The organism is Gordonia sp. 135 (assembly GCF_009720185.1).
Lineage (GTDB): Bacteria > Actinomycetota > Actinomycetes > Mycobacteriales > Mycobacteriaceae > Gordonia > Gordonia alkanivorans.
Genome location: NZ_CP046257.1, coordinates 2,286,975 through 2,311,710 on the forward strand (window position 1 = coordinate 2,286,975; position 24,736 = coordinate 2,311,710).

24 protein-coding genes are annotated in these 24,736 nt (G+C 68.4%); 6 read left to right on the forward strand and 18 right to left on the reverse strand.

What is annotated here, in order from left to right:
• Positions 1–53: 53 nt before the first annotated feature.
• Entirely contained in the window at positions 54–908 is an 855-nt protein-coding gene (locus tag GKZ92_RS10270) for an SDR family NAD(P)-dependent oxidoreductase (RefSeq protein ID WP_006360878.1), read from the reverse strand.
• Between the two features lie 165 nt (positions 909–1,073).
• Between GKZ92_RS10270 and GKZ92_RS10275 the strand changes: the two genes are divergently transcribed.
• On the forward strand, positions 1,074–1,955 hold the full coding sequence (locus GKZ92_RS10275; protein ID WP_035752272.1) for a helix-turn-helix transcriptional regulator: 882 nt from the start codon (positions 1,074–1,076) through the stop codon (positions 1,953–1,955).
• Here the strand turns inward: GKZ92_RS10275 and GKZ92_RS10280 are convergent.
• Positions 1,913–2,536: a maleylpyruvate isomerase family mycothiol-dependent enzyme gene (locus GKZ92_RS10280; protein WP_006360880.1), complete on the reverse strand. Its 624-nt coding sequence runs from the start codon at positions 2,534–2,536 to the stop codon at positions 1,913–1,915. The genes GKZ92_RS10275 and GKZ92_RS10280 overlap by 43 nt on opposite strands.
• A 72-nt stretch (positions 2,537–2,608) precedes the next feature.
• Here GKZ92_RS10280 and GKZ92_RS10285 point away from each other — a divergent pair, with 72 nt between their 5' ends.
• Positions 2,609–3,046: a MarR family winged helix-turn-helix transcriptional regulator gene (locus tag GKZ92_RS10285; RefSeq protein WP_006360881.1), complete on the forward strand. Its 438-nt coding sequence runs from the start codon at positions 2,609–2,611 to the stop codon at positions 3,044–3,046.
• Between the two features lie 95 nt (positions 3,047–3,141).
• Here GKZ92_RS10285 and GKZ92_RS10290 read toward each other — a convergent pair whose 3' ends face one another.
• The 9 genes from GKZ92_RS10290 to GKZ92_RS10330 all read right to left on the reverse strand — a co-directional run bounded on the left by GKZ92_RS10290 (position 3,142) and on the right by GKZ92_RS10330 (position 11,959).
• A complete protein-coding gene (locus tag GKZ92_RS10290) occupies positions 3,142–3,945 on the reverse strand; it encodes an ABC transporter permease (protein WP_035752275.1) in 804 nt (267 codons plus the stop codon).
• On the reverse strand, positions 3,945–4,928 hold the full coding sequence (locus GKZ92_RS10295; protein ID WP_006360883.1) for a daunorubicin resistance protein DrrA family ABC transporter ATP-binding protein: 984 nt from the start codon (positions 4,926–4,928) through the stop codon (positions 3,945–3,947). The genes GKZ92_RS10290 and GKZ92_RS10295 overlap by 1 nt, the downstream gene beginning before the upstream one ends.
• Positions 4,925–5,437 carry a GbsR/MarR family transcriptional regulator gene (locus tag GKZ92_RS10300; RefSeq protein ID WP_006360884.1) on the reverse strand — a complete coding sequence of 171 codons (513 nt, stop codon included), beginning with the start codon at positions 5,435–5,437 and terminating at the stop codon, positions 4,925–4,927. The genes GKZ92_RS10295 and GKZ92_RS10300 overlap by 4 nt, the downstream gene beginning before the upstream one ends.
• A 62-nt stretch (positions 5,438–5,499) precedes the next feature.
• Entirely contained in the window at positions 5,500–5,985 is a 486-nt protein-coding gene (locus tag GKZ92_RS10305; RefSeq protein ID WP_006360885.1) for a PPOX class F420-dependent oxidoreductase, read from the reverse strand.
• A 25-nt stretch (positions 5,986–6,010) separates the two neighbouring features.
• Positions 6,011–7,186 carry a serine hydrolase domain-containing protein gene (locus GKZ92_RS10310; protein WP_006360886.1) on the reverse strand — a complete coding sequence of 392 codons (1,176 nt, stop codon included), beginning with the start codon at positions 7,184–7,186 and terminating at the stop codon, positions 6,011–6,013.
• A gap of 79 nt (positions 7,187–7,265) precedes the next feature.
• Positions 7,266–8,570, reverse strand: coding sequence for a polysaccharide pyruvyl transferase family protein (locus GKZ92_RS10315; protein ID WP_006360887.1), 1,305 nt, complete (start codon positions 8,568–8,570; stop codon positions 7,266–7,268).
• Between the two features lie 61 nt (positions 8,571–8,631).
• The gene (locus GKZ92_RS10320) at positions 8,632–10,263 is read right to left on the reverse strand and encodes an FAD-dependent monooxygenase (RefSeq protein WP_006360888.1); all 1,632 of its coding nucleotides are present in this window, start codon (positions 10,261–10,263) and stop codon (positions 8,632–8,634) included.
• 110 nt (positions 10,264–10,373) lie between these two features.
• Positions 10,374–10,769 carry a hypothetical protein gene (locus GKZ92_RS10325; protein WP_006360889.1) on the reverse strand — a complete coding sequence of 132 codons (396 nt, stop codon included), beginning with the start codon at positions 10,767–10,769 and terminating at the stop codon, positions 10,374–10,376.
• A complete protein-coding gene (locus GKZ92_RS10330; protein ID WP_075862588.1) occupies positions 10,766–11,959 on the reverse strand; it encodes an MFS transporter in 1,194 nt (397 codons plus the stop codon). Before GKZ92_RS10330 ends, GKZ92_RS10325 begins: the two co-directional genes overlap by 4 nt.
• Positions 11,960–12,112: 153 nt before the next feature.
• Here GKZ92_RS10330 and GKZ92_RS10335 point away from each other — a divergent pair, with 153 nt between their 5' ends.
• Positions 12,113–12,994, forward strand: a complete 882-nt coding sequence (locus GKZ92_RS10335; RefSeq protein ID WP_006360891.1) for a LysR family transcriptional regulator — start codon at positions 12,113–12,115, stop codon at positions 12,992–12,994.
• 24 nt (positions 12,995–13,018) lie between these two features.
• On the opposite strand, the gene GKZ92_RS10340 is transcribed toward GKZ92_RS10335, so the two are convergent.
• Entirely contained in the window at positions 13,019–14,446 is a 1,428-nt protein-coding gene (locus tag GKZ92_RS10340) for an FAD-binding oxidoreductase (RefSeq protein ID WP_006360892.1), read from the reverse strand.
• A 120-nt stretch (positions 14,447–14,566) separates the two neighbouring features.
• The gene (locus GKZ92_RS10345; RefSeq protein WP_155225699.1) at positions 14,567–17,764 is read right to left on the reverse strand and encodes a BTAD domain-containing putative transcriptional regulator; all 3,198 of its coding nucleotides are present in this window, start codon (positions 17,762–17,764) and stop codon (positions 14,567–14,569) included.
• A 115-nt stretch (positions 17,765–17,879) separates the two neighbouring features.
• Between GKZ92_RS10345 and GKZ92_RS10350 the strand changes: the two genes are divergently transcribed.
• Positions 17,880–18,251 (forward strand): VOC family protein, encoded by a 372-nt coding sequence (locus GKZ92_RS10350; RefSeq protein WP_006360894.1) that lies wholly within the window; start codon positions 17,880–17,882, stop codon positions 18,249–18,251.
• A 16-nt stretch (positions 18,252–18,267) separates the two neighbouring features.
• Positions 18,268–18,831 carry a mismatch-specific DNA-glycosylase gene (locus GKZ92_RS10355; RefSeq protein ID WP_006360895.1) on the forward strand — a complete coding sequence of 188 codons (564 nt, stop codon included), beginning with the start codon at positions 18,268–18,270 and terminating at the stop codon, positions 18,829–18,831.
• 121 nt (positions 18,832–18,952) lie between these two features.
• Here GKZ92_RS10355 and GKZ92_RS10360 read toward each other — a convergent pair whose 3' ends face one another.
• From GKZ92_RS10360 to GKZ92_RS10375, 4 genes are read right to left on the reverse strand one after another with little or no spacing between them, the layout of a single operon-like run.
• On the reverse strand, positions 18,953–19,249 hold the full coding sequence (locus GKZ92_RS10360; RefSeq protein ID WP_006360896.1) for a DUF503 domain-containing protein: 297 nt from the start codon (positions 19,247–19,249) through the stop codon (positions 18,953–18,955).
• Positions 19,250–19,259: 10 nt separating this feature from the next.
• Positions 19,260–20,090 (reverse strand): polyphosphate kinase 2, encoded by an 831-nt coding sequence (gene ppk2, locus GKZ92_RS10365; protein ID WP_035752279.1) that lies wholly within the window; start codon positions 20,088–20,090, stop codon positions 19,260–19,262.
• A gap of 28 nt (positions 20,091–20,118) precedes the next feature.
• The gene (locus tag GKZ92_RS10370) at positions 20,119–21,102 is read right to left on the reverse strand and encodes a malate dehydrogenase (RefSeq protein WP_035752282.1); all 984 of its coding nucleotides are present in this window, start codon (positions 21,100–21,102) and stop codon (positions 20,119–20,121) included.
• Positions 21,099–21,494: an META domain-containing protein gene (locus GKZ92_RS10375; RefSeq protein WP_006360899.1), complete on the reverse strand. Its 396-nt coding sequence runs from the start codon at positions 21,492–21,494 to the stop codon at positions 21,099–21,101. Before GKZ92_RS10375 ends, GKZ92_RS10370 begins: the two co-directional genes overlap by 4 nt.
• Positions 21,495–21,643: 149 nt before the next feature.
• Here GKZ92_RS10375 and GKZ92_RS10380 point away from each other — a divergent pair, with 149 nt between their 5' ends.
• Positions 21,644–22,831 (forward strand): hypothetical protein, encoded by a 1,188-nt coding sequence (locus GKZ92_RS10380; protein WP_035752283.1) that lies wholly within the window; start codon positions 21,644–21,646, stop codon positions 22,829–22,831.
• A gap of 194 nt (positions 22,832–23,025) precedes the next feature.
• Here the strand turns inward: GKZ92_RS10380 and GKZ92_RS10385 are convergent, their stop codons facing one another.
• Entirely contained in the window at positions 23,026–24,567 is a 1,542-nt protein-coding gene (locus tag GKZ92_RS10385) for a hypothetical protein (RefSeq protein ID WP_035752284.1), read from the reverse strand.
• Positions 24,568–24,736 lie beyond the last annotated feature (169 nt).

Consider the following 24,736-nt stretch of genomic DNA (forward strand, 5'->3'; position numbering starts at 1 on the left):
TCGGTGATGCGTCCTCGGTCGAGGTCGCATCACCGAAACGAAGTCCCATGGACTCAGCCCTGGTGATCCGAGGTCACCGCGAGGTCCTTCGCGGCGTCGAACTCTGCCCGGAGAGTGTTCAGCCGGGCGTCGGCGAACTCGAGTGAGTCCGAACCCAGGAGCTGGTGCAGCGGCGCGTCGCCCTCCACGGCGACGGTGATGATGGCCGCCGCGGCGCGGACCGGATCGCCCAGCTGGGTGCCGGGCATGGCCTGGTGTGCCCGGGTCATCTCGCGGATGGCGGGATAGGCGTCGACCGTGGACTCGGGCAGACCCAGCGAGGTGGCACGCAGGAAGTCGGTCCGCAGGTACCCGGGTTCGATCAGGTTGACCGAAATGTCGAAGTCGGCGATCTCGGCGGCGAGCGACTCGGTGAGGCCCTCCAGTGCGAACTTGCCTGCGCTGTACAGGCCCCAACCGGGGAACGTGGTCAGGCCGAGGATCGACGACACGTTGATGATGTGGCCACCGCGGCGTGCCCGCATCTGGGGGAGCGTTGCCCGCAGCACGTTCCAGACCCCGAAGATCTGAACGTCGAACATGTCGCGGGCCTCGGCGTCGGTGACCTCCTCGACTGCGGCGAGGAAGCCGTAGCCCGCATTGTTGACCACCACGTCGATGCCGCCGAACCGATCGTGCGTGGCCGCGACCGCAGCGGTGACCTCGGCTTCGTCGGCGAGCGACACCTGCAGGGGGAGAAAGTGACTCGTGTCGATGCCGGCGAGGGCCTCGGTCAGTCGATCCGTCGAGCGTGTGGTGGCGGCGACGTTGTCACCGCGCTGCAGCAGTTGCGTGACCAGCTCCAGGCCGAGGCCGCGCGAGGCGCCGGTGACGAACCAGGTGGCCGGACGATCGGTGGGGTAGCTCATGATTGCCTCCTGTGTGCTCCGGCTCGTCTCTCGAACCGGTGGCACCAGAATCGCGCCGCGAAAGGCCCTGTGGGACGTCATAACTGATCACGTCGAACCCAGGACCGCGCAACCTGGGATTGAGAGACCCAGGCACGGTCCGCACCGGACGCGCATGATGTGGTCATGGCCGATCTGAATCGAGAACTCGCGGATTTCCTCCGCCGTGCTCGGGCCGCGCGCGATCCGCAACAGGCCGGCCTCCCCGATGACGGGCGGGTTCGCCGCGTCAAGGGACTGCGGCGCGAAGAGGTGGCCGTGCTCGCCGGGGTGTCCACCGACTACTACACGCGTCTCGAGCAGGGCCGGCGCATCGTCCCGTCGACGCAGGTCATCGACGCGGTCGCGCGTGCCCTCGGGCTCGACGACGTGGGGCGTACCCACCTGCATGACCTCGTCTCGGCGACGCGGACTTCGCGGGCGGCTGTACGGTCGCGTTCAGCGGTGCAGCGCGTGCGACCCGGACTGCGCCGGTTGCTCGACTCACTCGACGCGCATCCCGCGCTGGTCCTCGGCCGCCGGACCGAAGTGCTGGCGGCCAACCGGATGGCGTGTGCGTTGTTCGCCGACTTCGAGCGCATGCCCGGACGCGAACGGAACTACGCCCGCTGGATGCTGCTCTCCGACGACGCGCGCAGCCTCTTCGTGGACTGGGAGGTGCAGGCCCGCAACGCAGTAGAGGCGCTCCGGCTCGAGGCCGGACGCGCGCCGGAGGATCGCGACCTCATCGAACTGGTCGGGGAGCTGTCGGTGTCGAGTCCGGAGTTCCGGCGGTGGTGGTCGGAACATCAGGTCCACCAGCGGACCTTCGGTTCGAAGCGACTCGTCCACCCGGTCGTCGGCGACCTCACCGTCGATTACGAGACCTTCGAGTTGCCCGGAGACAACGAACAGGCCCTCTACATCTACACGACCGAGCCGGGATCGTCGTCCCGCCAAGCGATCGCGATCCTGGCGAGCTGGAGTCAGCCCGCGCGCGAACCGGAGTCCGAACCATCGGACGGCTGAGGTGCACTCGCCGGGACGCGCCCGCTGAAGCACATCAGGATGTCGCGGATCGGAGCCTCGACGACCTGACCCGACCCGGCTGCGAAGTCGACGTCGGTGGCCTCGAACCGGAGCCCGCGGTTGCGGCGTCGGGCGAAGAACGGGAAGGCGACATCCCAGATCTCCTGTGCCGCGGCCGCGGCGGCGTCGACCGGCATCGGTCGATCGATCCCGAGCGGAACGGCGATGTCCTGGCCGTGGAGGAGGGAATCGATGAGGGGCGCCCGCTCGTTGGTCGCGAACGGGTGACGTCGTGAGCCGACCATCGCGCGGAGTTTGTCCGCGGCCTCGCGCGGTGGTGTCTGATCGCGGACGGCCATCTCGCGGATCATCGTGTTGAACCGGAAGCCGTACCGAACGGCTGCCGGGATGACCTGGCGGGCGCCCGCGTGTGATTGGGTGAGATGCACTGCAACGTCGCGGACCGTCCATCCGGCACAGAGCGACGGTGTCGCGAGTTGTTCTTCGGACAGGGATTCGATCAGTGCGGCGAGGTCGATCCGCTGCTCGTCGATGTGCTTCCACAGGGTGTCACTGTCCATGACGGGCTCCCGTTCCGAATTAGTCAGGGTGCCTGACCATATTAGTCAGGAATCCGTACTAACGTCAACGGCGTGACCGACGAACGACCGGCCCTAGGCGTCCTGATGTTCGTGGCCCACCGGTCCATCGAACGGCGGGTCATGGCACGGCTCGCCGCCGTCGGGGCCGACGACATCACCCTCGCGCAGAGTCGCGTGGTGCAACGGCTCGCGCCCGAGCCGATGCGGCTGACCGACCTCGCCGAGCAGGCGGGCGTCACCAAGCAGACCGCCGGTGGCATCGTTGACCAGCTCGAAGCCGCGGGATACCTCGTCCGCGTCCCCGACCCGTCGGACCGCCGGGCCCGGCTGGTGACTCTCAGCGACCGTGGCGTCGAGCTGTGTGAGATCGCGGCGCGGGAGGTCGAGGCCATCGAACAGGAGTGGCGCGATCACCTGGGTGCCGACGACTTCGCGGCTCTGGAGAAGTCGTTGATGCGCCTGCGTGAGGTCACTGACCCCTATCGCTGAAGTAGATCTCGTCGCGCCGACGGTCTCGATCGCGGCGGCGATCAGGTCGTCGGGCAACCACTCCGGGATCATGATCATGAGTGTCCGGTCATCGGCTAGGAGGTGATGGCCCGGCGTTCGTAGGTGCGCAGGGCGAGTCCGTACGATACCGCGCCGATCCCCAGGCTCCAGGCGATCGCGGCGATCACACTGCTCGTGGAAACCGTTGCGGCGGTGAGGGCTCCTCGGAGAACCTCGATCACCGGGGTGAACGGCTGGTACTCGGCGAACTGTTTGACGCCGACGGGCAACGAGTCGGCGGGAACGAAACCCGTGCTGAGGAACGGCATGATCGTCAGGAACATCGGCGAGTTGCTTGCGGTTTCGACGGTGTCCGCGGCGAGGCCCAGGTAGATCGCGAGCCAGATCAGGGCAATCGAGAACAACCCGGTGATGCCCAGGGCTCCGAGCCACCCGAGTGGGTCGACGTTGGGGCGGAAGCCGAGGGCGATCGCCACCGCGAGAACGACCGCGATGCTGAACAGCGCCTGGATGAGGCTGGCCAGGACATGTCCGACGAGCACCGATGACCGTCCGATGTCCATGGTGCGGAAGCGGTTGATGATCCCCGAGGTCATGTCCATCGCGACGACGATTGCCGAGCCTTGCACGGCTGACGCGATCGTCACCAGGATGATGCCGGGGACGACGTAGTCGAGGTATGCGGCGCGCCCGGTGGCCCCGCCGGACGTGGTCATCCCGGCGCCGAGCTGCCCGCCGAAGACGAAGACGAACAGCAGCAGGAACACCACCGGCAGACCCACCAGCATGATGGTCAGCGACGGGTACTTGACGAGCCGCCGGAGGTTGCGGCGCAACATGACCCGGGAGTCGGACACGGCATAGGTGAGTGTGCTCATCACGCGGCTCCGGACGTGTCGGCGTCGGTCTCGACGGGTTCCTCGGCCGGCGCACCGGTGAGGGCGAAGAAGACGTCGTCGAGGGTGGGGGTGTGGACGTGGACGTCGGCAACCTCCACGTCCGCAGCGTCGAGCAGATTGAGTGTGGTGCGGATGGTGGACACCGTGTCGTCGGTGGCGATGTCGAGCCGGTGTGACTCGACGATCGGCCGTGCGGAGGGGAGCAGCCGTCGGGCGGAGTCGAAGGCTTCGTCGTCGGGGAACGTGAGACGCACCTCGGAATCGTGCACCCGCTTCTTCAGTTCCGCCGCAGTGCCTTCGGCGACGATGTGGCCGTGATCGAGCACGGCGATGCGATCGGCGAGCTGGTCGGCTTCCTCCAGGTACTGGGTGGTGAGGAAGATCGTGACCCCGTCTCCGGCGAGGCCGGTGATGATGTCCCACAACACCCGTCGGCTTCGCGGGTCGAGCCCGGTCGTCGGCTCGTCGAGGAAGATGACGCGCGGGGTGGACACGAGGGTCATCGCGAGGTCGAGGCGGCGGCGCATGCCGCCGGAGTAGGTCGACACCGCCCGGTCCGCGGCGCCGGTGAGGTCGAACTGTTCGAGCAGATCGTCTGCGCGCCGCCGGCCGGCCGCACGTCCGAGGTGACGGAGATCTGCCATGAGGGTCAGGTTCTCGCGGCCGGTGAACAGGTCGTCGATGGCGACGTACTGGCCGGTGACTCCGATGATCGATCGCACCGCGCGGGCATCGGTCACCGTGTCGTGGCCGTCGATGGTCACACTGCCGGAGTCGGCGGGGAACAGTGTCGAGGCGATGCTCACCGTCGTCGTCTTGCCCGAACCGTTGGGCCCCAGCAGTGCGGTCACCGAACCGGCTGGAACAGTCAGATCGATACCGCTCAGAACCTGGTGCTCGCCATAGCTTTTCGCCAGTCCGCGGATGAGGATCTCGGCGCCGGTGGTCTCTCTGTGGGTCATGACCGTGTGCCCTCCGGCGGGGAGGCCGGGATCTCGCCGGCCGCGATGAGCACCTCGCGTTCCTTCTGCCATTCGGCGTACAGGGCCGGGATGCGGTTGGTGAGGAACTCGGTGAACGCCGCGATCTCACTCAGGACCGCGCGACGTTCCGGCGGGGCGTCGCGGAGGACCTCGAGTCCCTCGCGTGCGAGCGCCCCCAGTTCCTCGTACTCGGCGTTGTCCATCCCGAGGCCGCGTGCCGACGTGATGTCGATCGAGATGCGATCCATCCGTTCACCGGCCGCGCGCGACCGCTTCACCTGGCCCACGGACTCCAACGTCGTGATGGCGTTGGTGATCGCCGAGCGACTCGCCAGCAGGGCGTCGCTCAGTTCGGCGATCGTCGGGGCGGGCGGCTCGCACACCGCCAGATAGCCGAGAACGCGACCGACCATCGGCGGATAGCTGTACCGGCGCGCACAGAACCGCGCCATGTGATCGGCGAACGTCAGCTGGGCGTCGAGTGCCATGCATCACAGTGTGCGCGCATGACTGAGATGACACAAATATGTGTCATCTGAAGCGACTACCTTCAGTCGTCCTGCGCGTCGAGCTTCGCGGCGACATCGGCGGGGAATCCGCCGGTGGCGATCGGTCCCCAGTGCGTCGGGGTGACGCGGATCAGCGACTTTCCCTGCAGACGCATCGCGGCGCGGTACTCGTCCCAGTCCGGGTGCTCTCCGGAAATGCTGCGGAAGTAGTCGACGAGGGCATCCTCGGCGTCCGGCATGTCGAGGACCTCGGCGTCTCCGTCGACCTGGACCCAGGCGCCGTTGAACTCGTCGGACAGCACGACGACGCTCGCGACGGGGGTGTTGCGGAGGTTCGCGGCCTTCGCCCGGCCGGGGTAGGTCGAGATCACGATCCGACCGTCGGCATCGACTCCGCCGGTGACCGGGGACAGCTGTGGCCCGCCGTTGGATCGGACGGTGCCGAGGATCATCTTGTGGCGTGGCCGGATGAACTCCAGCAGTGCTTCGCGGTCGACGGCATCGGCTTTCGCAACGGTTCTGGCCATGCCGACGACCCTACGCCGCAGCGGTTCAGGGCAGAGCGGAGATCAGACCGGCGAGAATCGCCGACACCGGCGACTCCTGCTTGCCGTCGACGGTGATGTCGTCGTCGCTGTTGACAAGGATGATGATCGTCGTGTCGGAGTCGTAGTCGTGGAACAGCGACGAGTTGAAGCCCGGGAAGTCGCCGTCATGCCCCCACCAGCCGTCCCGGTTGCCGATACCGATGCCGTAGCCGGCGGTCGCGGTGTTCGGCGGGGGAGACGTCAGGATCGAGTCGCGCCGCAGTTGCTGTGTCGAAGGATTGAGCACGCCCCGGCCGGTGAACAAGGCGTCACCCCACCGCTGCAGATCGTCGAGGGTCGAGATCACCGCGCCCGCGGTGAAGGCGAAGGACGGGTTCCAGTTCGTTGAGTCGACCGTCTTGCCGGCCGGCTGCCCCTGGCTGGTCACGCCGTCGACGTGCGGATCCGGGATCTCGACGGACCCGCCCGGCCACGACGAATCGTTCATGCCCAGGGGACGGAAGATCCGGTCGTCGAAGGCGTCGCGAATCGGCTGCCGCAGAACCCTTTCGATGAGCAGCCCTAGCAGAACGTAGTTGGTGTTCGAGTACTGCCAGCCCGCCCCGGGTGCGAATGCTGGCGGCAACGACCTCGCGGTGTCGACGAGTTGGGTTGGCGGCCAGTCGTATCCGGGATCGGCGAAGAACCTCTGTGTGAAGGCGTCGGACAGGGTGTAGGACGGGATGCCGCTGGTCATGTCCGCGACCTGACGGACGGTCGCGTTCCCGTTGGGTGCGTCGGGGACGTACTCGCTGATCGGATCGTCGAGCGAGACCCGCCCGTCCTGGACGAGTTGCAGCAGGATCGTCGCGGTCATCGTCTTGGTGAGCGAGCCGATGCGGGTGTGATCGGAGGCGGTGATCGGCCGGTCCTCGCCCTCGACAGCAGTGCCGGCCGTGCCCGTCCAGATGCCCGCCGGCGAGATGACGCGAGCGATGACGCCGGGGAATCCGCCGGATGATCGGAGGTCGTCGAGCACCTGCTGGAAGGCCGCGCCGCTCTCGGCGGACACCGAGGTCGGGGTGGTGCTCGACGACTCCGAAGTCGTCTGGGATGGCGAACAGGCGGCGATGCCGAGCACGGCGGTCACACCGCACACCAGAAGTCGTAGGGCAGTGGGGCGCGCGGGCCGACGGGTCATTTTGTGATCCTCTCCCGCGGATGCCGGAACAGCGGGCACATCGGGCGATCCCGGCGCAGATTCCGCGCTGTCGGAGGTGTCAGGCGCGGTGTGCGAACAGCGGGGCCACCGGATAGATGTCGAGTGCGGTGGCGACCTTGGCTTCGATGGCGCGCGTGCGGTCCGTCGTGCCGAAACCGCCGGCGGTGGGGCGATCGGGGATCGTGTCTCCGGAATCGACGACGCTCCAGGCCGATCCGGCCTCGACGAGGGATCGATGCTTGGTCGAGTAGTAGACCGGCATCGGCACGATCGCCACGCCCGGGTCTCCCGCCGCAGCCGCGATGAGGTGCGGGTGGAAACGCGTGCTGATCCAGGTGCTGCCCTGCCCGGCGGGCAGCCCGCCGAACCAGACGTCGCAAAAGTTGAGGACGCGCGCACCGTCGAGACGCGAGCCCAGACGGAAGGGCACCTCGTAGTCATGACCCGGGATTCCTTCGACGACAGTGACCGCCGATCCCGGGACCTCCCAGGCGTCGAGAGTGTCGTGGACGAATGCTGCGAGCGCCTCGACGCCCGATCCGCTTGGCCCGGTGAACTTCTCGGTGAGGTCCGACTGCAAGCAGAGCACGACGCCGCCGCCCTGCCCGGGTGTCTCGGCAGGTACCTCGTCGCGGTAGACCGCCGGTTGCGGCCGGTGCAGCGCGAGCCAGGCATCGTCCCCGGACTGCCGCACGTCGACCGCACCCTCCAGCGCCTGCGCCGATGCGGTGTCGCGCACGTCGACGATGTCGAACGCGCCCAGCGCCGTGACCAGAGCCGTCCACGCCGGTTCCTCGACCGTCGGCACCAGGCCCTGCCCGGTGGCCACCACCTTCGTCCCCGATCGGCCGGAGACCGCGGCGGCCGCCACGAGCAGCGACACGTGGTGCGGCCACACGCTGTTCACATATCCGCCGCCGAGCAGGTGGATGGTGGTCGCCGAATGCAGGAGGTCGATGCCGGCGGTGAGACGTGGCGCCAGCCCGGCATCGAGGACCGCTCGACCGACCCACGACCACGGGGCGTCGGGTTCGGTCTCGGCGGCGTGGTTCGAGAGTTGCCACAGTGTGTCGACGACGCGCAGATCGGGGTGGGCGTCGCCCATGAGCGCGCTCGCCGATCCCGGACTGTGGCAGTCCAGGATCACCTTTGCCTGGGGGCGGATGCGCGCGAGGCGGCGCAGCCACGTGCGTGCGATGAGCTCGTCTCCGTAGTTCGGGTAGCCGGTCGGTGCGATCAGGTAGATGACCTCGCCCGAACCCAGGGCGCGACCGACAGAGGACTCACTCGCCCGGCGTCGCGCCGATGCCTCCACCCGACCTGCCAGCGCGCGAACACGCTCCAGCTGCCCCCATTTCGTCATGGTGAGAGATTACGGTGACGGCTCGGCTGCGCCACTCGGCGGTCCGGGGACCGGGGTCGCCTCACGCGAACGTGGCACGGAGGTACGCGAGGACCGTGGCGGTGTCGTCGAGCGGCCCGCGGTAGCCGAGATAGCCGTCGGGGCGGATGACGAAGGCCGTCGATCCGTCGGGGAGATATCCGGCGGCGAAGCGGTTCTCGGTGTCGCGGAGCAGCGGCAGGTCGGTGCTGCCGACCTGCGCGGTCGGCGCGGCCACCACGTGCGCGGTCATGTGCCCGCGGGCCGCCTTGGTGACCTCGGCGGCGAGATTCTCGAGCACGGCCACGTCCTCGGCCCCCGCGGCGGCGTCGGCGTACAGCACGAGAGCGTGGTCGACGCCGCTCAGCAGCGAGTACAGCCGGAGCGGATGATTCACCGAGTCACGACCGAGTCCGGCGGCATCCGGGGCCCGTTCACCCGCCCGCGGTGCGGCCGGCGCGGAGGGGATCGTCGAGCCCGCGGTGATCGGGCTGTCGGCGTAGGAGATCAGCAACTGGGCTTCGCGGCGCGTCACGAACTCGACGTCGGTGGAATCGGATCCGATGCCTTCCCGCGCGTCGCGGACCGTTCGCCCGACGACTTCTTCTCCGACGGGGCGTCGTTCCAGGTCGTAGCTCTCGAGCAGGCCGGGAGCCGCGTCGCCCGCGACGGCCAGCGCCAGCTTCCACGCGAGGTTGTGGGCGTCCTGCACGCCGGTGTTCATGCCCTGCGCGCCGGTGGGCGGATGGATGTGCGCGGCGTCCCCGGCGACGAAGACTCTTCCGCGACCGTAGGAGTCGACGATCCGGTGGCTGATGCGGAAGACCGACGACCACCGGAGGTCCGACACGGTGGCGGGTTCGGGCGACAACCGGTCGACGACGGCCTGGATGTGCGACAGCTCGGGAGTGCGGGTGCCCTCGAACCCGTGGGCGACACCGTCGCCGCCGGAGGTCGGACCGATCGCGAGTTCGTCGGGTACGAGCATCGACATCCGATACCGGCCCCGTCCCGGCAGCGGGATGCACACCAGCAGGTCGTCGGTGGTGCCGTCGTCGGCCTGGTGCATCGCGCGGATCGCGTAGCCGCGGGGCATCGACCAGTCCACGGCCACGTCGCCCAGCATGTACTGCTCGGTGAAAGCCCCGCCCTCGAAGCCCAGACCAAGTCCTTTGCGGACCGTGCTGTGGGCGCCGTCGGCACCGATCAGATAGCCCGCGCGGACCGAGGTCTCGGCGCCTGCCGCGTCGGTCAGGGTGACCGTGACCCCGTCGTCGTCCGGTGTGAACGCCGACACGCGGACACCGCGCTCGATCTCGGCGTCGAGGTCGGTGAGCCGGTCCCGCAGGACGCGCTCGGTGGAGTACTGCGGCAGCAGGTGGAACCGGAAGGGCACGTCGGCCGGCGTGACCAGGTCGATCCGCGAGACCTGAGAACCGTTGACGAACACGAACTGCCCGCGCATCTCCATGCCCGCGTCCAGGATGTGCTCGAGCACCCCCATGCCCTCGAACACCTCGAGCGTGCGGGGTTGGATACCAACGGCTTTCGCGTACTGGGGAGGCTCGAGGAGCGGGTCGACGATCCGGACCCGCACACCTCGTCGGCGGAGTTCGATGGCGGCGGTCAGGCCGATCGGGCCCGCGCCCGCGATCAGTACGTCGACGTCGTTCATACAGAGCCCCTTCGTCGGTGGTCGTGTGCGGTGTTCCCGGACCGGATTATTCGCTGGACCACCGATGCCGGTGCGGTACTCGGTAAATGTGGCACGGCATCGTTGGGGACTCAGCGCGGGATCGACGACGGTCCGAGGATCTCGGCACCCAGCTCGGTGACCCGGGCGCGCAGCTCGCGATCGGCGGTGACGACCACTCGACGGCGGCGGGGGTGGTCGCCGACGACGTCGACGATCGTGTCGTCGCCCGACGCCGGGGCCTCGACGACCGTCACTGCGGGAACCGACGCGATCCCGCGCGCTCTTCCCTCCACGACGAGCACCACCTCGATCGGGCCGGTCAACACGTCGAGCCCGGGCTCGGCGAGTTGCGCGAGCCGGTCCCGTAACCGCTGCGCCGCACCCCGGCGGTCCCGCCACCAACCGTCCGGCACGGATCCGACGACGTTCGCGCCGTCGACGACGAGCAGCGGGACGTCGAGGCGGGACGGCGTCGGATCGTTCATGTGCCCATGAGCCCACGGTCGGCGCCGTCGCGCAAATCCGATGTCCCTCGACGGTGTTGATCACGCCGCCGAAACCTGGTCTCCACGAACCACAGTCCCACTCCGGTGACCGGAAACGCGGCGCCCAGGACGCAGACGGCCGACCAGCCGAACGATGCGAAGACGAGAACCGACAGGATGCTGCCGACCGATCCTGCGGTGAAGTACGTGGTCATGTATGCGGTGTTCAGCCGACTCCGGGCATCCGGCCGCAATGGGTAGAACACGCTCTGATTGGTGATGTGCGTGCCCTGGATTCCGAGGTCCAGGAGAGCGACACCGAGGCCCATCGCCACGATGGAACGCTCTCCGGCGGCCAGCAGCAGGAAACTCGCTGCCGTCACAGCCAGCATGAGACCGGTCTGTTGGTGTCCGTATCCGCGGTCGACTCCTCGGCCGGCCCCTCGTGCGGCAAGTGCACCGGCGACCCCGGTGAGCGTGAAGAGCCCGATGCCGGCGTCCGACCAGTCGTATCGTGGTCCGGCGAGCACGAATCCGATGCTGGTCCACACCACGCCGAACGACGCATAGGTGAGCATGCCGTAGCCGATCCTCCAGCGGAGCACCGGCTCATCGGCCACCAAGTGGACCACCGATCGCAGCAAGGCGCCGTAGGTCAGCTCGGTGGTCGGTGGACTGGTGGGCAGCGCGGCGACGGCGATGCCCGCGACCGCCATCAGGACCGCGGCGGTCAGAAAGACCGTACGCCAGCCGGCCACCTCCGCGATCAGACCGGCGACCACCCGCGACAGGAGTATCCCGAGCAACAGGCCGGTCATCACGTTCCCGATGACGCGCCCACGTTCGGCCTCCGCGGCAAGTGTCGCGGCGAGAGGGACGAGAAGCTGGCCGACGACCGAGCCCGTGCCGACCAGGACCGCAGCAGATGCGAGCACCTGCCAGGACGGCGCGCACGCCATGACGGCCAGACACACGCCGGTGACAATCAGCATCGCCCACAGCAACTTGCGCCGATCCAGTAGATCGCCGAGCGGCACGAGCAGGGCCAGACCGATCGCATAACCGATCTGGCTCGCCGTCACGACAAGTCCCACGCTCGTGGTCGAAGCATCGAGATCGTTCGCGATCAGGGCGACGATGGGTTGCGCGTAGTAGCTGTTGGCGACGACGAGTCCGGATGCGAGTGCCATCAGGAGAACGGATCGCCGACTCAGCGAGTGTGCTGCCGTCGTGGAGAGTGACATGCACCGATCGTTGCCGAGGCCTTTTCAGCTGTCCAACAGATAGACTTGATCGTTCCAAGCGACTGGACCGATGGATGGCGTGCTGGATACCATCCGTCGATGGAACTCCGGCAGTTAGAGCACTTCCTGGTGGTTGCAGACGAGGGAAACTTCACTCGCGCAGCAGCTCTCGTGCACATGTCGCAGTCGGCGCTCAGCTCCTCGATTCGCTCTCTGGAGCGGCAGTTGTCCGCAGAGCTTTTCGAGAGAACCACACGACGGGTGCTGCTCACCGACGCGGGCGTGGCGTTACGTGATCACGCTAGGCGGATCATCGGTGAGGTCGCCGCTGCGCGCCTGGCGGTGGAATCCATCACCGGCGTCGATGCGGGAACGATCGACATCGGAACCGTGCAGACCTTCACCGCGATCGACCTTCCCGCGACGATGGCGCTGTTCCATCGTCACCATCGGATGGTGCAGATGCGACTCCGCGAGGCGACCACCACCCAACTCATCGAAGCGCTGATCGAAGGGGAACTGGATCTGGCATTCGTGGCTCTCGACGCGACGCCACTGCACACCTCCCTGACGGAGGTGGCGAGATACGACGAGTCGCTCGTCGCGATAGCGGGCCCCGACCACCCGATCTCGGTGAAACGCAGCGTCGACCTGGACGAACTCGCCGAGCACGGCTTCATCGACTTCGAGGCCGGTCCCGGACTGCAGACCGTTGTGGCGGACCTGTTCTCCGCCGCGCGCGTCCAGCGCGAGATCACCTGTCGTGTCGGTGACATGGGTCGGTTGGTCGATCTCGTCCACCATGGTCTCGGTGTTGCCGTCGTACCGGCTCCGGTGGCGCACGCGGCGAACCTGGTGGTGGCCGTTCCATTGGAGACGACCCCGCCGGCCACTCGGTCCCTGGCGTTGTTGTCGAGGACCGGAGGACCGACCAATCCTGCTGCGAAGCGGTTTCTCGGCCTGCTCGACCATCCGCGCTGACCGGTGTTCGATCGACGGCCCGCGTCAGCCGATGTCGCCGTGACAGAACCGGTCGTACGGGTCGAGCGTCGCCTTGATCTCCAGCAGCCGACGGCGGTGCTCGGCGCTGTAGGCGTCGGCGGCGCGGCCGGCGCGCTCGGCACCCGAGGTGAAGTTCAGATACGTGGCGCCGGTGACGTAGGGCGCGAGTTCGGTGCGGGTAACGCGCTGGGTCGATTCGACGGCGAGCGCCACCTGGGGGTCGGGGACCATCGAGATCAGTTCGAGGAGGAACCGTCCGGAGCGTGCCCGGTCGTTGGCGGCGTGCGCCGCACCTCGGGCGATCGCGCCGCCGGCGTGACGGATCTCGGCGGACATGATGAGCGGTGCCGAGCCCGGGGCCGGACGAGCGCATCCGGCGATGATGTCGATCGCCTCGTCGTGCAGATCGTCGAACCACTCAGTGGTGACCATGACCGGCATCGGCTCGGTGGGGTCCATGCTGATCGCGTCCGTTGCGGCGAAGGGCATCTCGTCCCACATGTCGACCAGGGGTGTCCGCCAGTTCCGCCACCCGTCGACGATCGCCCGGCCGGTGGCGAGGTCTCCGGACCAGCATCCGCGCACCACTGCGAAACTGCCGCCGCGCAGCGGTTCCGGGACGTCGTCGGTGGGCGGCAGATTCAGGATGGTGACGGCCGAGGTCAGGGCTTCCGGCTGAGCCGGTGCCCAGTCGCGGAACCGACGTATGATCTCCTCGGCCTCGGCGGCCGGGTAGAAGAGGTTGCCCGCGTACACCGTGCTCACATCGGCGAGGGCGATCTCCATCGAGGTGACCACACCGAGGCTGCCGGCACCCCCGCCCTTCAGAGCCCAGAAGATGTGCGGGAAACTCGCGTCGCTGACGCGGATCGGCGTCCCGTCGGGGATCACGAGATCGAAGGAGAGCACGGAGTCCGACGCCAGCCCGAACCGTCGGCCGAGCCAACCGAAACCGCCGCCGAGGGTGTAGCCGATCGCGCCGACGATGCTTGCCGAACCCATCAGCGGCGCAAGGCCGTACGGAACCGCGGCGTCGAGCACCGCCTTCCAGGTGGCGCCGGCGGCGACGCGAGCGGTCCTGGTGACAGGGTCGACGGCCACCGCGGTGAGCCGGGACGTGTTGATGAGCAGGCCGCCATCGGCCGCCACCCCGGTCCCGTGACCGGTGGCCTGGACCGTGATCCGCAGATCCTCCTCGGCGGCGAACCGCACGGCCTCGACGACGTCGAAGTGATTCTCGGGAACGGCGATGACCGACGGGCGGTGGATGACGAGTCGGTTGAATCCGGCGCGTGCCTCGCGGAAGCCCGCGTCCCCGGGGCCGAGGACCGCGCCGGCGATCCGGTCACGCAGTTGTGCGAGCACCGAGGTGCGGGTGCGGACGATCAGCCGTTCGGGGCGGCCGGTCGGTGAGGTGGGAGTCGCGGTCATACGGTGAGTCCTCGGGTGTGGCCGGCTTCGCCGGGCGTTCGGTCTGGTTCCGGGCAGGCCGGGTTCGTCAGACCAGATTCACCGACGGTTCTTGAGGGCGACTTGAGGCGGACTTGGGGCCTACGCGGTCGGGGAGACGCCCCATGCCGAGGCGACGGCGTCGACCCGTTCGACCAGCGCTTTTGCCTCTTGCGCCACGGCGGTGGCGCGAGCCCGTCCGAGGGTCGTGCCGAACGTCGACGCCGGGCGACCGTTGGCGTACTCGTAGCGGGCGCGAACGAGAAGACGGTGTGCGTCCCCGTAGTGTTCCCCGGTCCGTTCGGCGAAGTCGTCGGCTTGATCCAGGAGGGCGGCCGCGTCGGTCAGCTTGCCGGCGGTGACCAGTATCTCGGCATGCAGTCCGAGCCAGAATCCGTCGCCGGTGCGCGGCCGGTCGGCGTTGCCGGGTCGGTCGGGGCCGGCGTCACCCGTCTCCAACCGGTCGATGCGGACCAGGGCGTCGTCGATGTCGCCGGCCATGGCGCGTGCCCACCAGTACATGCGTTCGCCGCCGCGACGCAGATAGGCGAGCGGGCCCGCACTCTCGGAGTCGATGATCTGTCCAGCGTGGAGCGCCCACTCCGCATCGCCGATCGTCGCCGCCGCGCCGACCGCGAAGATGGCGGTGCCCAGCCGGGACCTGGGGTCGGGGCGTGCGTCGGTGATGCTTGCGAACAGTGTGCGGCCGGCATCCCGGCCGAGGTGGACCGTGGCGGCCCAGGCCCGGAAGCCGCGTGCCATCGTGAGCTGGTCGTCGCGGAGCCCGTCGACGTCGTCGAGCGGCCCGTAGGTCTCCAGGATGCGATGAGCCGCACCGTAATTGCCGCGGGTGAACTCGTCGATCCCGGCGGCCTGCATGCCGAGGTGGACGACGACGGGATCGTCGGACCGTTCGGCGCGGACGCGTAGGTCGTTCGCGAGCCGGTGTCCGGTGTGCGCGTCGGCGACCTGGATGTGCGCGGCACAGCGCGCATAGTCGAGGGAGGCCAGCAGCCGCCGGTCGCCGAGCGTGGTGGCCAGCGTGCGGGCGCGTTCTTGAAGGTCGGGATCGGCGGCGAAGTAGCCGTGTACGGAGACCTCGCCGGCGAGTTGGGTGGCGATCGCCCGGAGCTCGGCCTGCTGGTCGCCGGTGGCCCGTGCCAGGGTCGACGCGTCGCCGAAATGGCGCTTCGCGCCGTCGAAGTCGTAGGTGCGCAGAGCGATGTCACCCGCGGTCAGCAGCGCGCTGGTCGTGCGCTCCCGGTCGGCGAGCGGACCCGCCGACCAGAGATGGCGCGCGACCCGGCTGACCGCATGCGGCGAGGAGTTGCCGGCGAGCGCATCGGCGATGGCGAGGTGGATACGCCGCGCGCGCATCGACGGAATCCCGTCGGCGATCGCCTCGCGGATGATGTCGTGGCTGAAGCTGAATCCGAACGGGTCGGCGGGTCCGAGGTCGACGACCCCGGCGGCGGAGGCGGGTTCGAGGGTGTCGAGCGCCTCGTCCACCGGTCGTCCGGCCGCGGTCGCGAGCAACACCAGATCCACCCGGGTGCCGATGAGAACGGCGATGTCGAGGAGTTCGGTTGTCTCCGGGGATAATCCGAGCAGTCGCTGGCGAACTACGTCACGCACCCCGGACGGCACGGCATTGCCCGCGATCGAGCCCCGATCGGCGAGGATGCGTGCCAGTTCGCGGACGAAGAAGGCGTTGCCGCCGGTGCGTCGCTCGATCGAACTGACGGTCGCGACCTCCGGCCACTGTTGCGTCTCGCGGCGGATCAGCTCGGAGATGTCGTCCCCGCGGAGGGGGCCGACGTGGATACGGCGGTGCTCGGGGAGCCGCGCCAGTGTGGCGAGGGTCGAGGCGACGACCGGCCGGTGGGTCGGCGACCGCAGCGAGGCGAAGAACGTGACGCCCGCTGTCCGACGAGAGGCCATGTGTGCGAACAGTTCCAGCGAGGCGCCGTCCGCCCACTGGAGGTCGTCGAGGACGATGATCAGCTTGGTCGTCTCGGCGACGCCGTCGAGGAGGTCGGCGGCCTGGTCGTAGAACTGGAAACGTGCTGCGGCGTCTGGCATCTGACGCGGTGGCGGGATGACGTTGACGCCCTCGGTGACCATTCGGCCCAGCGAGCTGTCGAGGAGTCGTTCCCGGTCGGCCGGATCGAGCTGGGGAAGTACCGTGCCGAGGATCTGCACCCACGGCCACATCGACGGTGCCGCAGGATCGTCCACGCACCGTCCCCACAACACCCGTAGGTCGGCGGCCCCGGCCGCTCGCCGTCCCGCCTCGTCGATCAGGGCCGTCTTGCCCGCACCCGGTTCGCCTTCCACCACGACGACCCCGCCGTGCCCGGCCATCGAGGCGAGGACGGCGCGGTGCAGCGCGGCCAGTTCGTCGGTTCGCCCGACCAGCGTCGGCGCGTCGTCGAGAGGTTCGGGGGCGTGTGTCGCCGCGGTGGGTTCCACGGCATCGGTGCTCAGGGAACCGGTTGCAGCGGTGACGGACCTGCGCGACGCTGCCGGTGCATCGAGGTGCGGTGCGTGATCGAGGATGTCGCGTTCGAGCTCACGGAGTCGTGGGCCCGGGTCGACACCGATCTCGTCGGCGAGGATGCGTCGGGCGCCGGCGATCGCGCCGAGCGCATCGGACTGCCGTCCGAGCCGGTACAGCGCGGTGGCGAGCAGAACCCACAGTCCTTCGTCGAGCGGCGATCTCTTGACGGCGCCGTCGAGTTCGGTGACGAGGAGATGATGGTCGCCCGCGGCCATCCGCGCCTCGAAGGACATCTCCCGCGCCGCGCCGAGCATGCGGTCGAGATGGTCGGCGGCCTCGTCGCGGAATGCCAGTCCCTCGAACTCCGGGAGGATCGGCCGGTAGGACTCGAGTACCTTCTGCAGGAGTGGGGCCGCGGCGGCGGTGTCGCCCTGCTGCATCAGGGTTCGCGCCGAGGCCAGGTCCGTGGTCAGCCGGCGCAGGTCGACCTGGTCAGGGGTCGTCGGCAGGCTGTAGCCGGTTCCGTGGGTGAGCAGCACGGTCGAGGGACTACGCGGCTTACGGTCGGGTTCGAGGGCCTTGCGCAACCCCGAGATGTAGGACTGCAGCGACACTTCGGCGCGGTCGGGTGGTGAGTCGCCCCAGATGCCCTCGATCAGCCGGTCGGCACGTAGCGGTGCACCCTCGGCGAGGACGAGCTGCGCGAGTGTGGCCCGCTGCTTGCGGGTGCCGAGTTCGACGGGATCGGAACCGATCTGGGCGCCGAGCCCGCCCAAGACCGTGTACGAGAGTCCGAGCATCAGCGTGAGTGTAATGCTCCACAACCCCTCGAGGGAGGGGTTGAGGACCAGGACCGGTCCTTCGTCCGACAGACGCGGACGCCAGATGTCGGTGGGCGGCGATACCTTTGTCCGCATGACTCTCACAGTGGGCATGATCACCGTCGACACCCTTCAGCCGATGCCGCTCGCCACGTGGTGGGCCGAGGCCCTCGGTGGCCGGATCATCCAGGAGAACGAGGGGTTCTTCGTCGTCGTCTCCCTCGAAGAGGGGGCACCGCTCCTCGCATTCCAGCAGGTCGACGACCCGACCCCGGGGAAGAACCGCATCCACCTCGACCTCACGACCGAAGATCGCGAAACCGAGGTCGAACGACTCATCGCCGCCGGCGCGACGAAGATCGCCGACCGTGAGATGCCCGGTTTCGGCTGGGTGACGCTGGCCGACCCCGACGGCAACCAGTTCTGCGTCGCCGGACGGCACGAGGCCGAGGGGACCTTCGACTGACGTCTAGCCTCGGGGGATGGGATTCACCAGGGCCGAACTCCTCGAGTTCCGGGATCGCACCGTCGACGACCTCGTCGGTGACGACTGTCGATTGCTGTTCGTCGGGATCAACCCCGGCCTGTGGACCGCCGCCACCGGCGCCCATTTCGCGCGCCCCGGCAACCGCTTCTATCCCGCGCTGGCACGCGCCGGGATCGTCGACCGGATCATCGACGCGTCCCGCGGCATGTCCGAGGCCGACGCCGAGTTGCTGACCGGACGAGGAGTCGGCATCACGAACGTCGTCGCCCGGGCGACCGCGACCGCCGCGGAACTCACGGTCGAGGAGTTTCAAGACGGGGGTCGTCGGCTGCGGGAACGTGTGCGTGAGATCCGGCCACGAGTGGTGGCGGTCGCCGGGATCACCGCCTACCGCAGCGCCTTCGGGCGTCGCGACGCGGTGTCGGGTCGCCAGGATGAGACCTGGGACGGGGCCCAGCTCTGGGTGGTCCCGAACCCCAGCGGACTCAACGCGCACGAGACCGTCGACTCGCTGGCCGCCGCGTATCGGGAGGCAGCGGTCGCGGCCGGCGTGGTCTGAGCGGGCGTCGCCGAAATCTGCCCGAAAACGACCCTGGACAGTGCCACGGGCGACCCAGCGTCCGTCGGCTTCTGGAGGGCGGATTCCGGGGGCGCTTCTCAGCCGGACCTTCGGCCGGGTCTCAGAGGTCTTCTGAGTTGAGGATCCGACGCCGCACCGAGAGGAGCTCCACCTCGGGATGGTTGGCGGCGGACCGCTCGACCGCATCGAGCACATCGACGACGTGGGTCCGGTCGGCCGCCACCACGCTCGTGCCGATCACCGCGCGCCGATGCATGTCGAGGTGACCGACCTCGGCCGCAGACACCGAGAACCGTCGTCGGAGTTCGGCGACGATCGGCCGGACGATGGACCGTTTTTGTTTCAGCGAGTGCACGTCACCGAGGCGATAGTCGAACTCGGCGAACCCGATCCACATCAGAACGCGATCAGTGGTCGGTGCGGATCAGCGTCGCCACGTGGTCGGGAACGTACTTGGACAGCGATCGCGGCGGCCGGTGATAGTTGCCCGACTGGATCGGTTTCTTCGGCAACGTCACCTCGGGGCGGGGTACCTCGCCGTACTCGATGTTGTCGAGCAGGTGCGAGATCATGTTGAGCCGCGCGTGCTTCTTCACGTCGGATTCGACGACGTACCAAGGGCTCAGGGCGGTGTCGGTGTGCACCATCATCTCGTCCTTGGCGCGCGAGTAGTCCTCCCAGCGGTACACCGACTCGAGGTCCATCGGGCTCAATTTCCACTGTCGCACCGGATCTTTCATCCGCTGCCGGAACCGCTTGAGCTGTTCGTCGTCGGAGACGGAGAACCAGTACTTGCGCAGGATGATGCCGTCGTCGATGAGCATCTGCTCGAAGATCGGTGTCTGCCGCAGGAATCGGGTGTGTTCCTCGGGCGTGCAGAATCCCATGACCTTCTCGACTCCGGCACGGTTGTACCAGGACCGGTCGAACAGCACGATCTCACCCGGCGCCGGGAGATGCGCGACGTAGCGTTGGTAGTACCACTGCCCGCGTTCACGATCGGTCGGCGCGGGCAGCGCGGCGACGCGTGCGATGCGAGGACTCAGATATTGGGTGATCCGCTTGATGGTGCCGCCCTTGCCCGCGGCGTCGCGGCCCTCGAAGACCACCACCACGCGAGCGCCGGTCTCGCGCACCCATTCCTGGAGCTTGACCAGCTCGGTCTGCAGCCGGAACAGCTCGGCCTCGTAGACATTGTTCGGAATCTTCTGAGGCCTCTGCTTGTCCTTCTTCGCCATGGGAAGAGACTACGGGCTGCGGAGGCGATCAGGAGGTCAGAGCAGCGACGCGTTCGGCTTCGAGTTCCGCGACCGAAGCGTCGATGCGTGCCCGGGAGAACCCGTTGATCTCGAGTCCTTCGACGATCTCCCATTGTCCGTCGACCGAGCGCACCGGGAACGAGCAGACAATGCCCTCGGGCACGCCGTACACGCCCGGTGACGGGAGTGCGGTGGACGTCCAGTCGTCGGCGGGGGTTCCGAGCACCCAGTCACGGACGTGATCGATGGTCGCGTTGGCCGCCGACGCCGCCGAGGACGAGCCGCGCGCCTCGATGATCGCGGTGCCCCGACGTGCGACGGTCGGGATGAAGTCGTCGACGAGCCATTCGCGGTCCGCGGCGAGGTCGGCGCCGCTCCGGCCGCCGACGCGTGCATGGAAGATGTCGGGGTACTGCGTCGCCGAGTGGTTGCCCCAGATGGTGACCCGGCTGATCTCGCCGACCTCGACCCCGGCGCGATGGGACAGCTGGGCGATCGCGCGGTTGTGGTCGAGGCGGGTCAGCGCGGTGAACCGTTGGGGTGGCACCTCGGGAGCGTGGGCAGCGGCCACCGCGGCGTTGGTGTTCGCGGGATTGCCCACGACGATCACCCGGACGTCGTCGGCGGCAACCTCGTTGATGACCGCTCCCTGTAACGCGAAGATGTCGGAGTTGGCCGCGAGCAGATCCGCGCGTTCCATGCCCTTGGACCGTGGGCGAGCGCCGACGAGCAGAGCGAAACTCGCACCGTCGAATGCCTTGCGCGGGTCGTCGAAGACGTCCACGGACTTCAGCAGACCGAACGCGCCGTCGTCGAGTTCCATCGCGGTTCCCACGGCGGCCGGGACCGACTGGGGCAGCTCGAGGAGTCGGAGGGCGATGGGCTGGTCGTGGCCGAGCATGGCGCCGGCGGCGATCCGGAAGACGCTGGCGTACCCGATGCTCCCGGCCGCACCGGTCACGGTGACGACAGCCGGTGCGGAACGTCTCACGAGTACTTTTCCATCAGGAGGACCTGGGTTCCCGGTCCGGAGAGTACGAGTGCGTGGCCCGCCGAGTACCAGGTGAGGGGCTCTCGGGTGAGCGCGGTGATCCACTCGTCGGCGCCGGCGCGTGGACCGGGGCACGCCATCATCGTCGAGGCGAGCGAGCCGACGCGCAGCACCGATCCCTCCACGGTCATCTCACCGACGTGACGGTTGCAGCCGGCGAACAGGGAGATGCGGTTGGCGGCGGTGAAGGTCAACTGGAGGGGGCCGCCGCCGGGGATCTCGGGGCCGGTCACCGCCGTCGACGAGTAGGACTTGCCGACGAAGGGCGGAACCGCAGGCGCGGCGTCACCCCGACCGGCGGCGAACGCACCGAGACCCGACACGAACAACACCGCGCTGACCAGCGCAACAATGCGTAAGCTGATGCGATGTTCGCGGGCTGGGCGGAGTACGCGTGCCGTCTGTCGGCGATCCCCGAGGCTCACGTTCACTACGGTAGCCGACCGGATGGGGGATGCGATATGGCCATCGGAGGTGAGATGTGGTTCCGGTGACCTGCCGAACCGAATATCTGACGGGGCGCCACCACATCTCCGCGGGGGCCGCGTGGATCGTCATGATGGTCGCGATGATCGCGCTCGTCGGGCTGAACATCGCCGGCGTCGACGGTCTGCTCATCTCCGCAGTGGTCGCCGGACTGCTCGCCTTGTCGCTGTTCGCGGCTGCATACGGCCGACTGGGCGAGCGCGGAGCGGTGCTGCTGACCGTCGACGACGACACCGTCTACTTCGGCAACGAGGACCGCACGCTGGTGTCCTACCCCCTGAGCGCGCTGCGCTCGTTCGCGATCGGCGGACCGGCGGACGACACCTCGCCGATGACCGGCCGGCGGGCCCAGCACCTCACCGTCTTCGGACAGAAGTACCTCAAGCTGACCTTCGCGCGAGAACAACCGCGCGCCGGCACCGGAGCCGACGAAGATCTCGACCCCGACTTCTGGCGGGTCGCGATCATCGAGGGCGATCCGGCAGCGTCCGCGGTGATCGACAGGCTACTAGTCCATGCGCCGCAACGTGTTTCGACGGAAAAGAAGGCCGCTCCGCCGAAGGAGAAGGCGTCGGTGGCGACGGTGCCGCCCGACCACGACCCCTCGAACGACGAGCACTCACCCGTCGATCTGCGCCGGCCTCGCATCGCCGACGCGGGATCGGACGAGGCCGCCGAGCGGTTGTGGGAGGAAGCGACGCGGCGCCACGACGAGGTGCTCAGCGCGTACGGGAGCTATGAGCTCGATCCGGCGCTGCTGTTGAAGTATCCCGCGGTCACCGACGTGACCGTCGATCAGACCCAGACCTTCCATCTCGCGCTCGACGAGGCCACCGCCCTGCGCACCGACTCCTACCCGGGCAATCGCGGTCGCGCCGACGCCTACCAGCAGTCGGTGGCTGCCCTGCGGCGTGCCTGGATCGCCTGTGAGAAGCACGGACGACGCATCGGGGCCGGCTACCTCGAACCCGCCGACCAGAACGCCCTCGACACCGCACTCAAGCTGTACAACCATGCCGAGGCGAGCAGCACCCCGGCAGAGCAGGCGACGTACTACGGCCGGGTTCGCGACATCGTCACGACGATGACCGACCGCGGGGTCCTGCATCCGCCGGAGGCGGCGGTCGCTGAACTGAGCGCCGTCACGCGTCGCGCGCTGGAGGCCGGCAAGTCCAACGCGTGACCCGTCGACGATCTCGGGAGGAATCATGCGGGGATACCGCGGCGGGTCAAGACGTTCGCGATCGTCCCGATCGGCTGGCCGCGAGGACGTTTCGGACCGGTCAGCCGGTATGACCCGGAGACCGTCATCCATCGCGATCGCTGGTGACCTCGGGTCGACGGCGCCGTCCCACTCGGAGTCCGGCCGGTGCCGAGTCAGTAGTGCGCGGCCTTGATGAACTGTCCGTCGAGTGAATACATGCCCTTCGACGCGTCGACCCGCGCCATCTCGATGCGGATCACGAAGGCCGTGTCGTCGCGGAGATGCGGCTCGATGACATCGATGGCGACGGCCCCGTGATCGTAGTCGGGGACCGAACCGCGCTTCATCGCGTCGTCGCGCACACGGTCGAACAATCGCGGTGAGATCGCGTCGAAGGAGAAACCGTCGGGCCGGTAGCTTCCCTCGACGCCGCTGACCGCCGGGAACTTGCCCGGCACGATGACGATCTGCCCGTCACTGGTGGATGTCCGGTACTGCATCAGGACACCGCCACTGTTCTGGATGCTGCTGGCGCTGATGATCGGGGTGTTGTCGGCGATACCGCGGATCACGAACTGGTCGAGGGCCGCTGCGTTAGGGGCGATGCCGGCGAGCGGCAGCGCGGCGCGGCCCACCGCGAAAGCGGTGTCGAAGTCCGCGGGGTCGAAGAACGTCGCGACGGTGCCGTCGGAGCGCGCCTCGATCTCGACGTCGTGGATGAAAGCGTCGCCGGGATCGAACGAACCGGTGAGGACGACGGGCTCGTTCGCCGCCGGACGTCGGATCTCGAATCCGTCGAGTTGGGCATCCGGCACGATGGGCGTGACCTCGGCGTGCATGGACCCGACGATGTCGCCCAGCGAACCCGGGTTGATCGAGGCCGCGTCGAAGGTCTTGTCCGCCCGGTCCATGGTGCGGGTCGCCGACGCATTGGAACCCCCGTCCCAGACGTTGATGTTCGTCGCGCGGCCGTTCGTGGGATCGAACACGATGGCCTGATCGGAGGTCGAATCGAGATTGTAGCTCAGGCGCAACAGATTTCGGGTCGCGCCGGGTCCGAGGTAGTCGACGATCTCGTCGAGGAGTCGTTGGTGGCGCTCGGCGAGTGTGGCCTCGGCGTCGTCGGCGTCGTCGATGTCGACGGCCGAACCGAAGGACGGCATCGACGGGACCGAGATCGTCCAGCTCTCGGCGACACCGAAGAGCAGGGCGACGGCCGTCACGAGGGTCACCGCGGGATAGATGACCGCCCACCGGCCGGGGTGGTCGTCGAACTCGGGGGTGTCGGTCTGATCGCGCGGCGGCAACTGGTCGGGCGGCAGCGTCGTGAACGGGCTCGACGCCAGCGCCTGGAAATGCCCCTTGCTCATCGAGGTGATCCATCGCGCCTCGTAGGCGGTGTCATTCGGCGGGTTGACGGTCGCGGTCACCATCGTCGGCTGCATGTCCTCGGCCCCGAGGCTGCTGCGCGTGAGCGCCCCGACCTCGATCTGCGGTGCGTCTCGCGTGACACCGCGCCGGAACTCCGGCAGCTCGGACACCCGCGACGCGCGCGGACTGATCGCGATCCCCAGGAAGACCAGCGGAACACCGAAGGACAAGGCGACCCACCAGGCGTTGAACGCGCCGAGCCCGATACCGGTCGCCACCAGCATCCCGGCCAGGACGGCCCGGACCAGACGTAGGCGTGTCCTGCTCGAGAGGGTCGCGCTCATCAGCCGTCCTAGGGTGAGGGGAGCAGGGGCGAAATGCGTCAGGGGCGAAATCGGTGGACTGATCATAATGTCGCCGACCCTGCGCTACCAGGGGCCGCGTACCGTTGTTGCTGACCTGACGGCGCCGCGAGGCCCGACGGGTCGTGTAGGTGGCCGGGAAACGATCAGG

Excerpts from the sequence above, each read along its gene's own strand:
- GKZ92_RS10310 (WP_006360886.1), bottom strand. The coding sequence starts at position 7,186 with ATGACCCGTCGGCCCGCGCGCCCCACTGCCCTACGACTTCTGGTGTGC.
- GKZ92_RS10330 (WP_075862588.1), bottom strand. The coding sequence starts at position 11,959 with ATGGCACTCGCATCCGGACTCGTCGTCGCCAACAGCTACTACGCGCAA.
- GKZ92_RS10325 (WP_006360889.1), bottom strand. The coding sequence starts at position 10,769 with ATGAACGATCCGACGCCGTCCCGCCTCGACGTCCCGCTGCTCGTCGTC.
- GKZ92_RS10305 (WP_006360885.1), bottom strand. The coding sequence starts at position 5,985 with ATGGCCAGAACCGTTGCGAAAGCCGATGCCGTCGACCGCGAAGCACTG.
- GKZ92_RS10295 (WP_006360883.1), bottom strand. The coding sequence starts at position 4,928 with ATGACCCACAGAGAGACCACCGGCGCCGAGATCCTCATCCGCGGACTG.
- GKZ92_RS10270 (WP_006360878.1), bottom strand. The coding sequence starts at position 908 with ATGAGCTACCCCACCGATCGTCCGGCCACCTGGTTCGTCACCGGCGCC.
- GKZ92_RS10280 (WP_006360880.1), bottom strand. The coding sequence starts at position 2,536 with ATGGACAGTGACACCCTGTGGAAGCACATCGACGAGCAGCGGATCGAC.
- GKZ92_RS10335 (WP_006360891.1), top strand. The coding sequence starts at position 12,113 with ATGGAACTCCGGCAGTTAGAGCACTTCCTGGTGGTTGCAGACGAGGGA.
- GKZ92_RS10345 (WP_155225699.1), bottom strand. The coding sequence starts at position 17,764 with ATGCTCGGACTCTCGTACACGGTCTTGGGCGGGCTCGGCGCCCAGATC.
- GKZ92_RS10300 (WP_006360884.1), bottom strand. The coding sequence starts at position 5,437 with ATGGCACTCGACGCCCAGCTGACGTTCGCCGATCACATGGCGCGGTTC.
- GKZ92_RS10320 (WP_006360888.1), bottom strand. The coding sequence starts at position 10,263 with ATGAACGACGTCGACGTACTGATCGCGGGCGCGGGCCCGATCGGCCTG.
- GKZ92_RS10315 (WP_006360887.1), bottom strand. The coding sequence starts at position 8,570 with ATGACGAAATGGGGGCAGCTGGAGCGTGTTCGCGCGCTGGCAGGTCGG.
- GKZ92_RS10290 (WP_035752275.1), bottom strand. The coding sequence starts at position 3,945 with ATGAGCACACTCACCTATGCCGTGTCCGACTCCCGGGTCATGTTGCGC.
- GKZ92_RS10275 (WP_035752272.1), top strand. The coding sequence starts at position 1,074 with ATGGCCGATCTGAATCGAGAACTCGCGGATTTCCTCCGCCGTGCTCGG.
- GKZ92_RS10350 (WP_006360894.1), top strand. The coding sequence starts at position 17,880 with ATGACTCTCACAGTGGGCATGATCACCGTCGACACCCTTCAGCCGATG.
- GKZ92_RS10360 (WP_006360896.1), bottom strand. The coding sequence starts at position 19,249 with ATGTGGATCGGGTTCGCCGAGTTCGACTATCGCCTCGGTGACGTGCAC.
- GKZ92_RS10355 (WP_006360895.1), top strand. The coding sequence starts at position 18,268 with ATGGGATTCACCAGGGCCGAACTCCTCGAGTTCCGGGATCGCACCGTC.
- GKZ92_RS10340 (WP_006360892.1), bottom strand. The coding sequence starts at position 14,446 with ATGACCGCGACTCCCACCTCACCGACCGGCCGCCCCGAACGGCTGATC.
- GKZ92_RS10385 (WP_035752284.1), bottom strand. The coding sequence starts at position 24,567 with ATGAGCGCGACCCTCTCGAGCAGGACACGCCTACGTCTGGTCCGGGCC.
- ppk2 (WP_035752279.1), bottom strand. The coding sequence starts at position 20,090 with ATGGCGAAGAAGGACAAGCAGAGGCCTCAGAAGATTCCGAACAATGTC.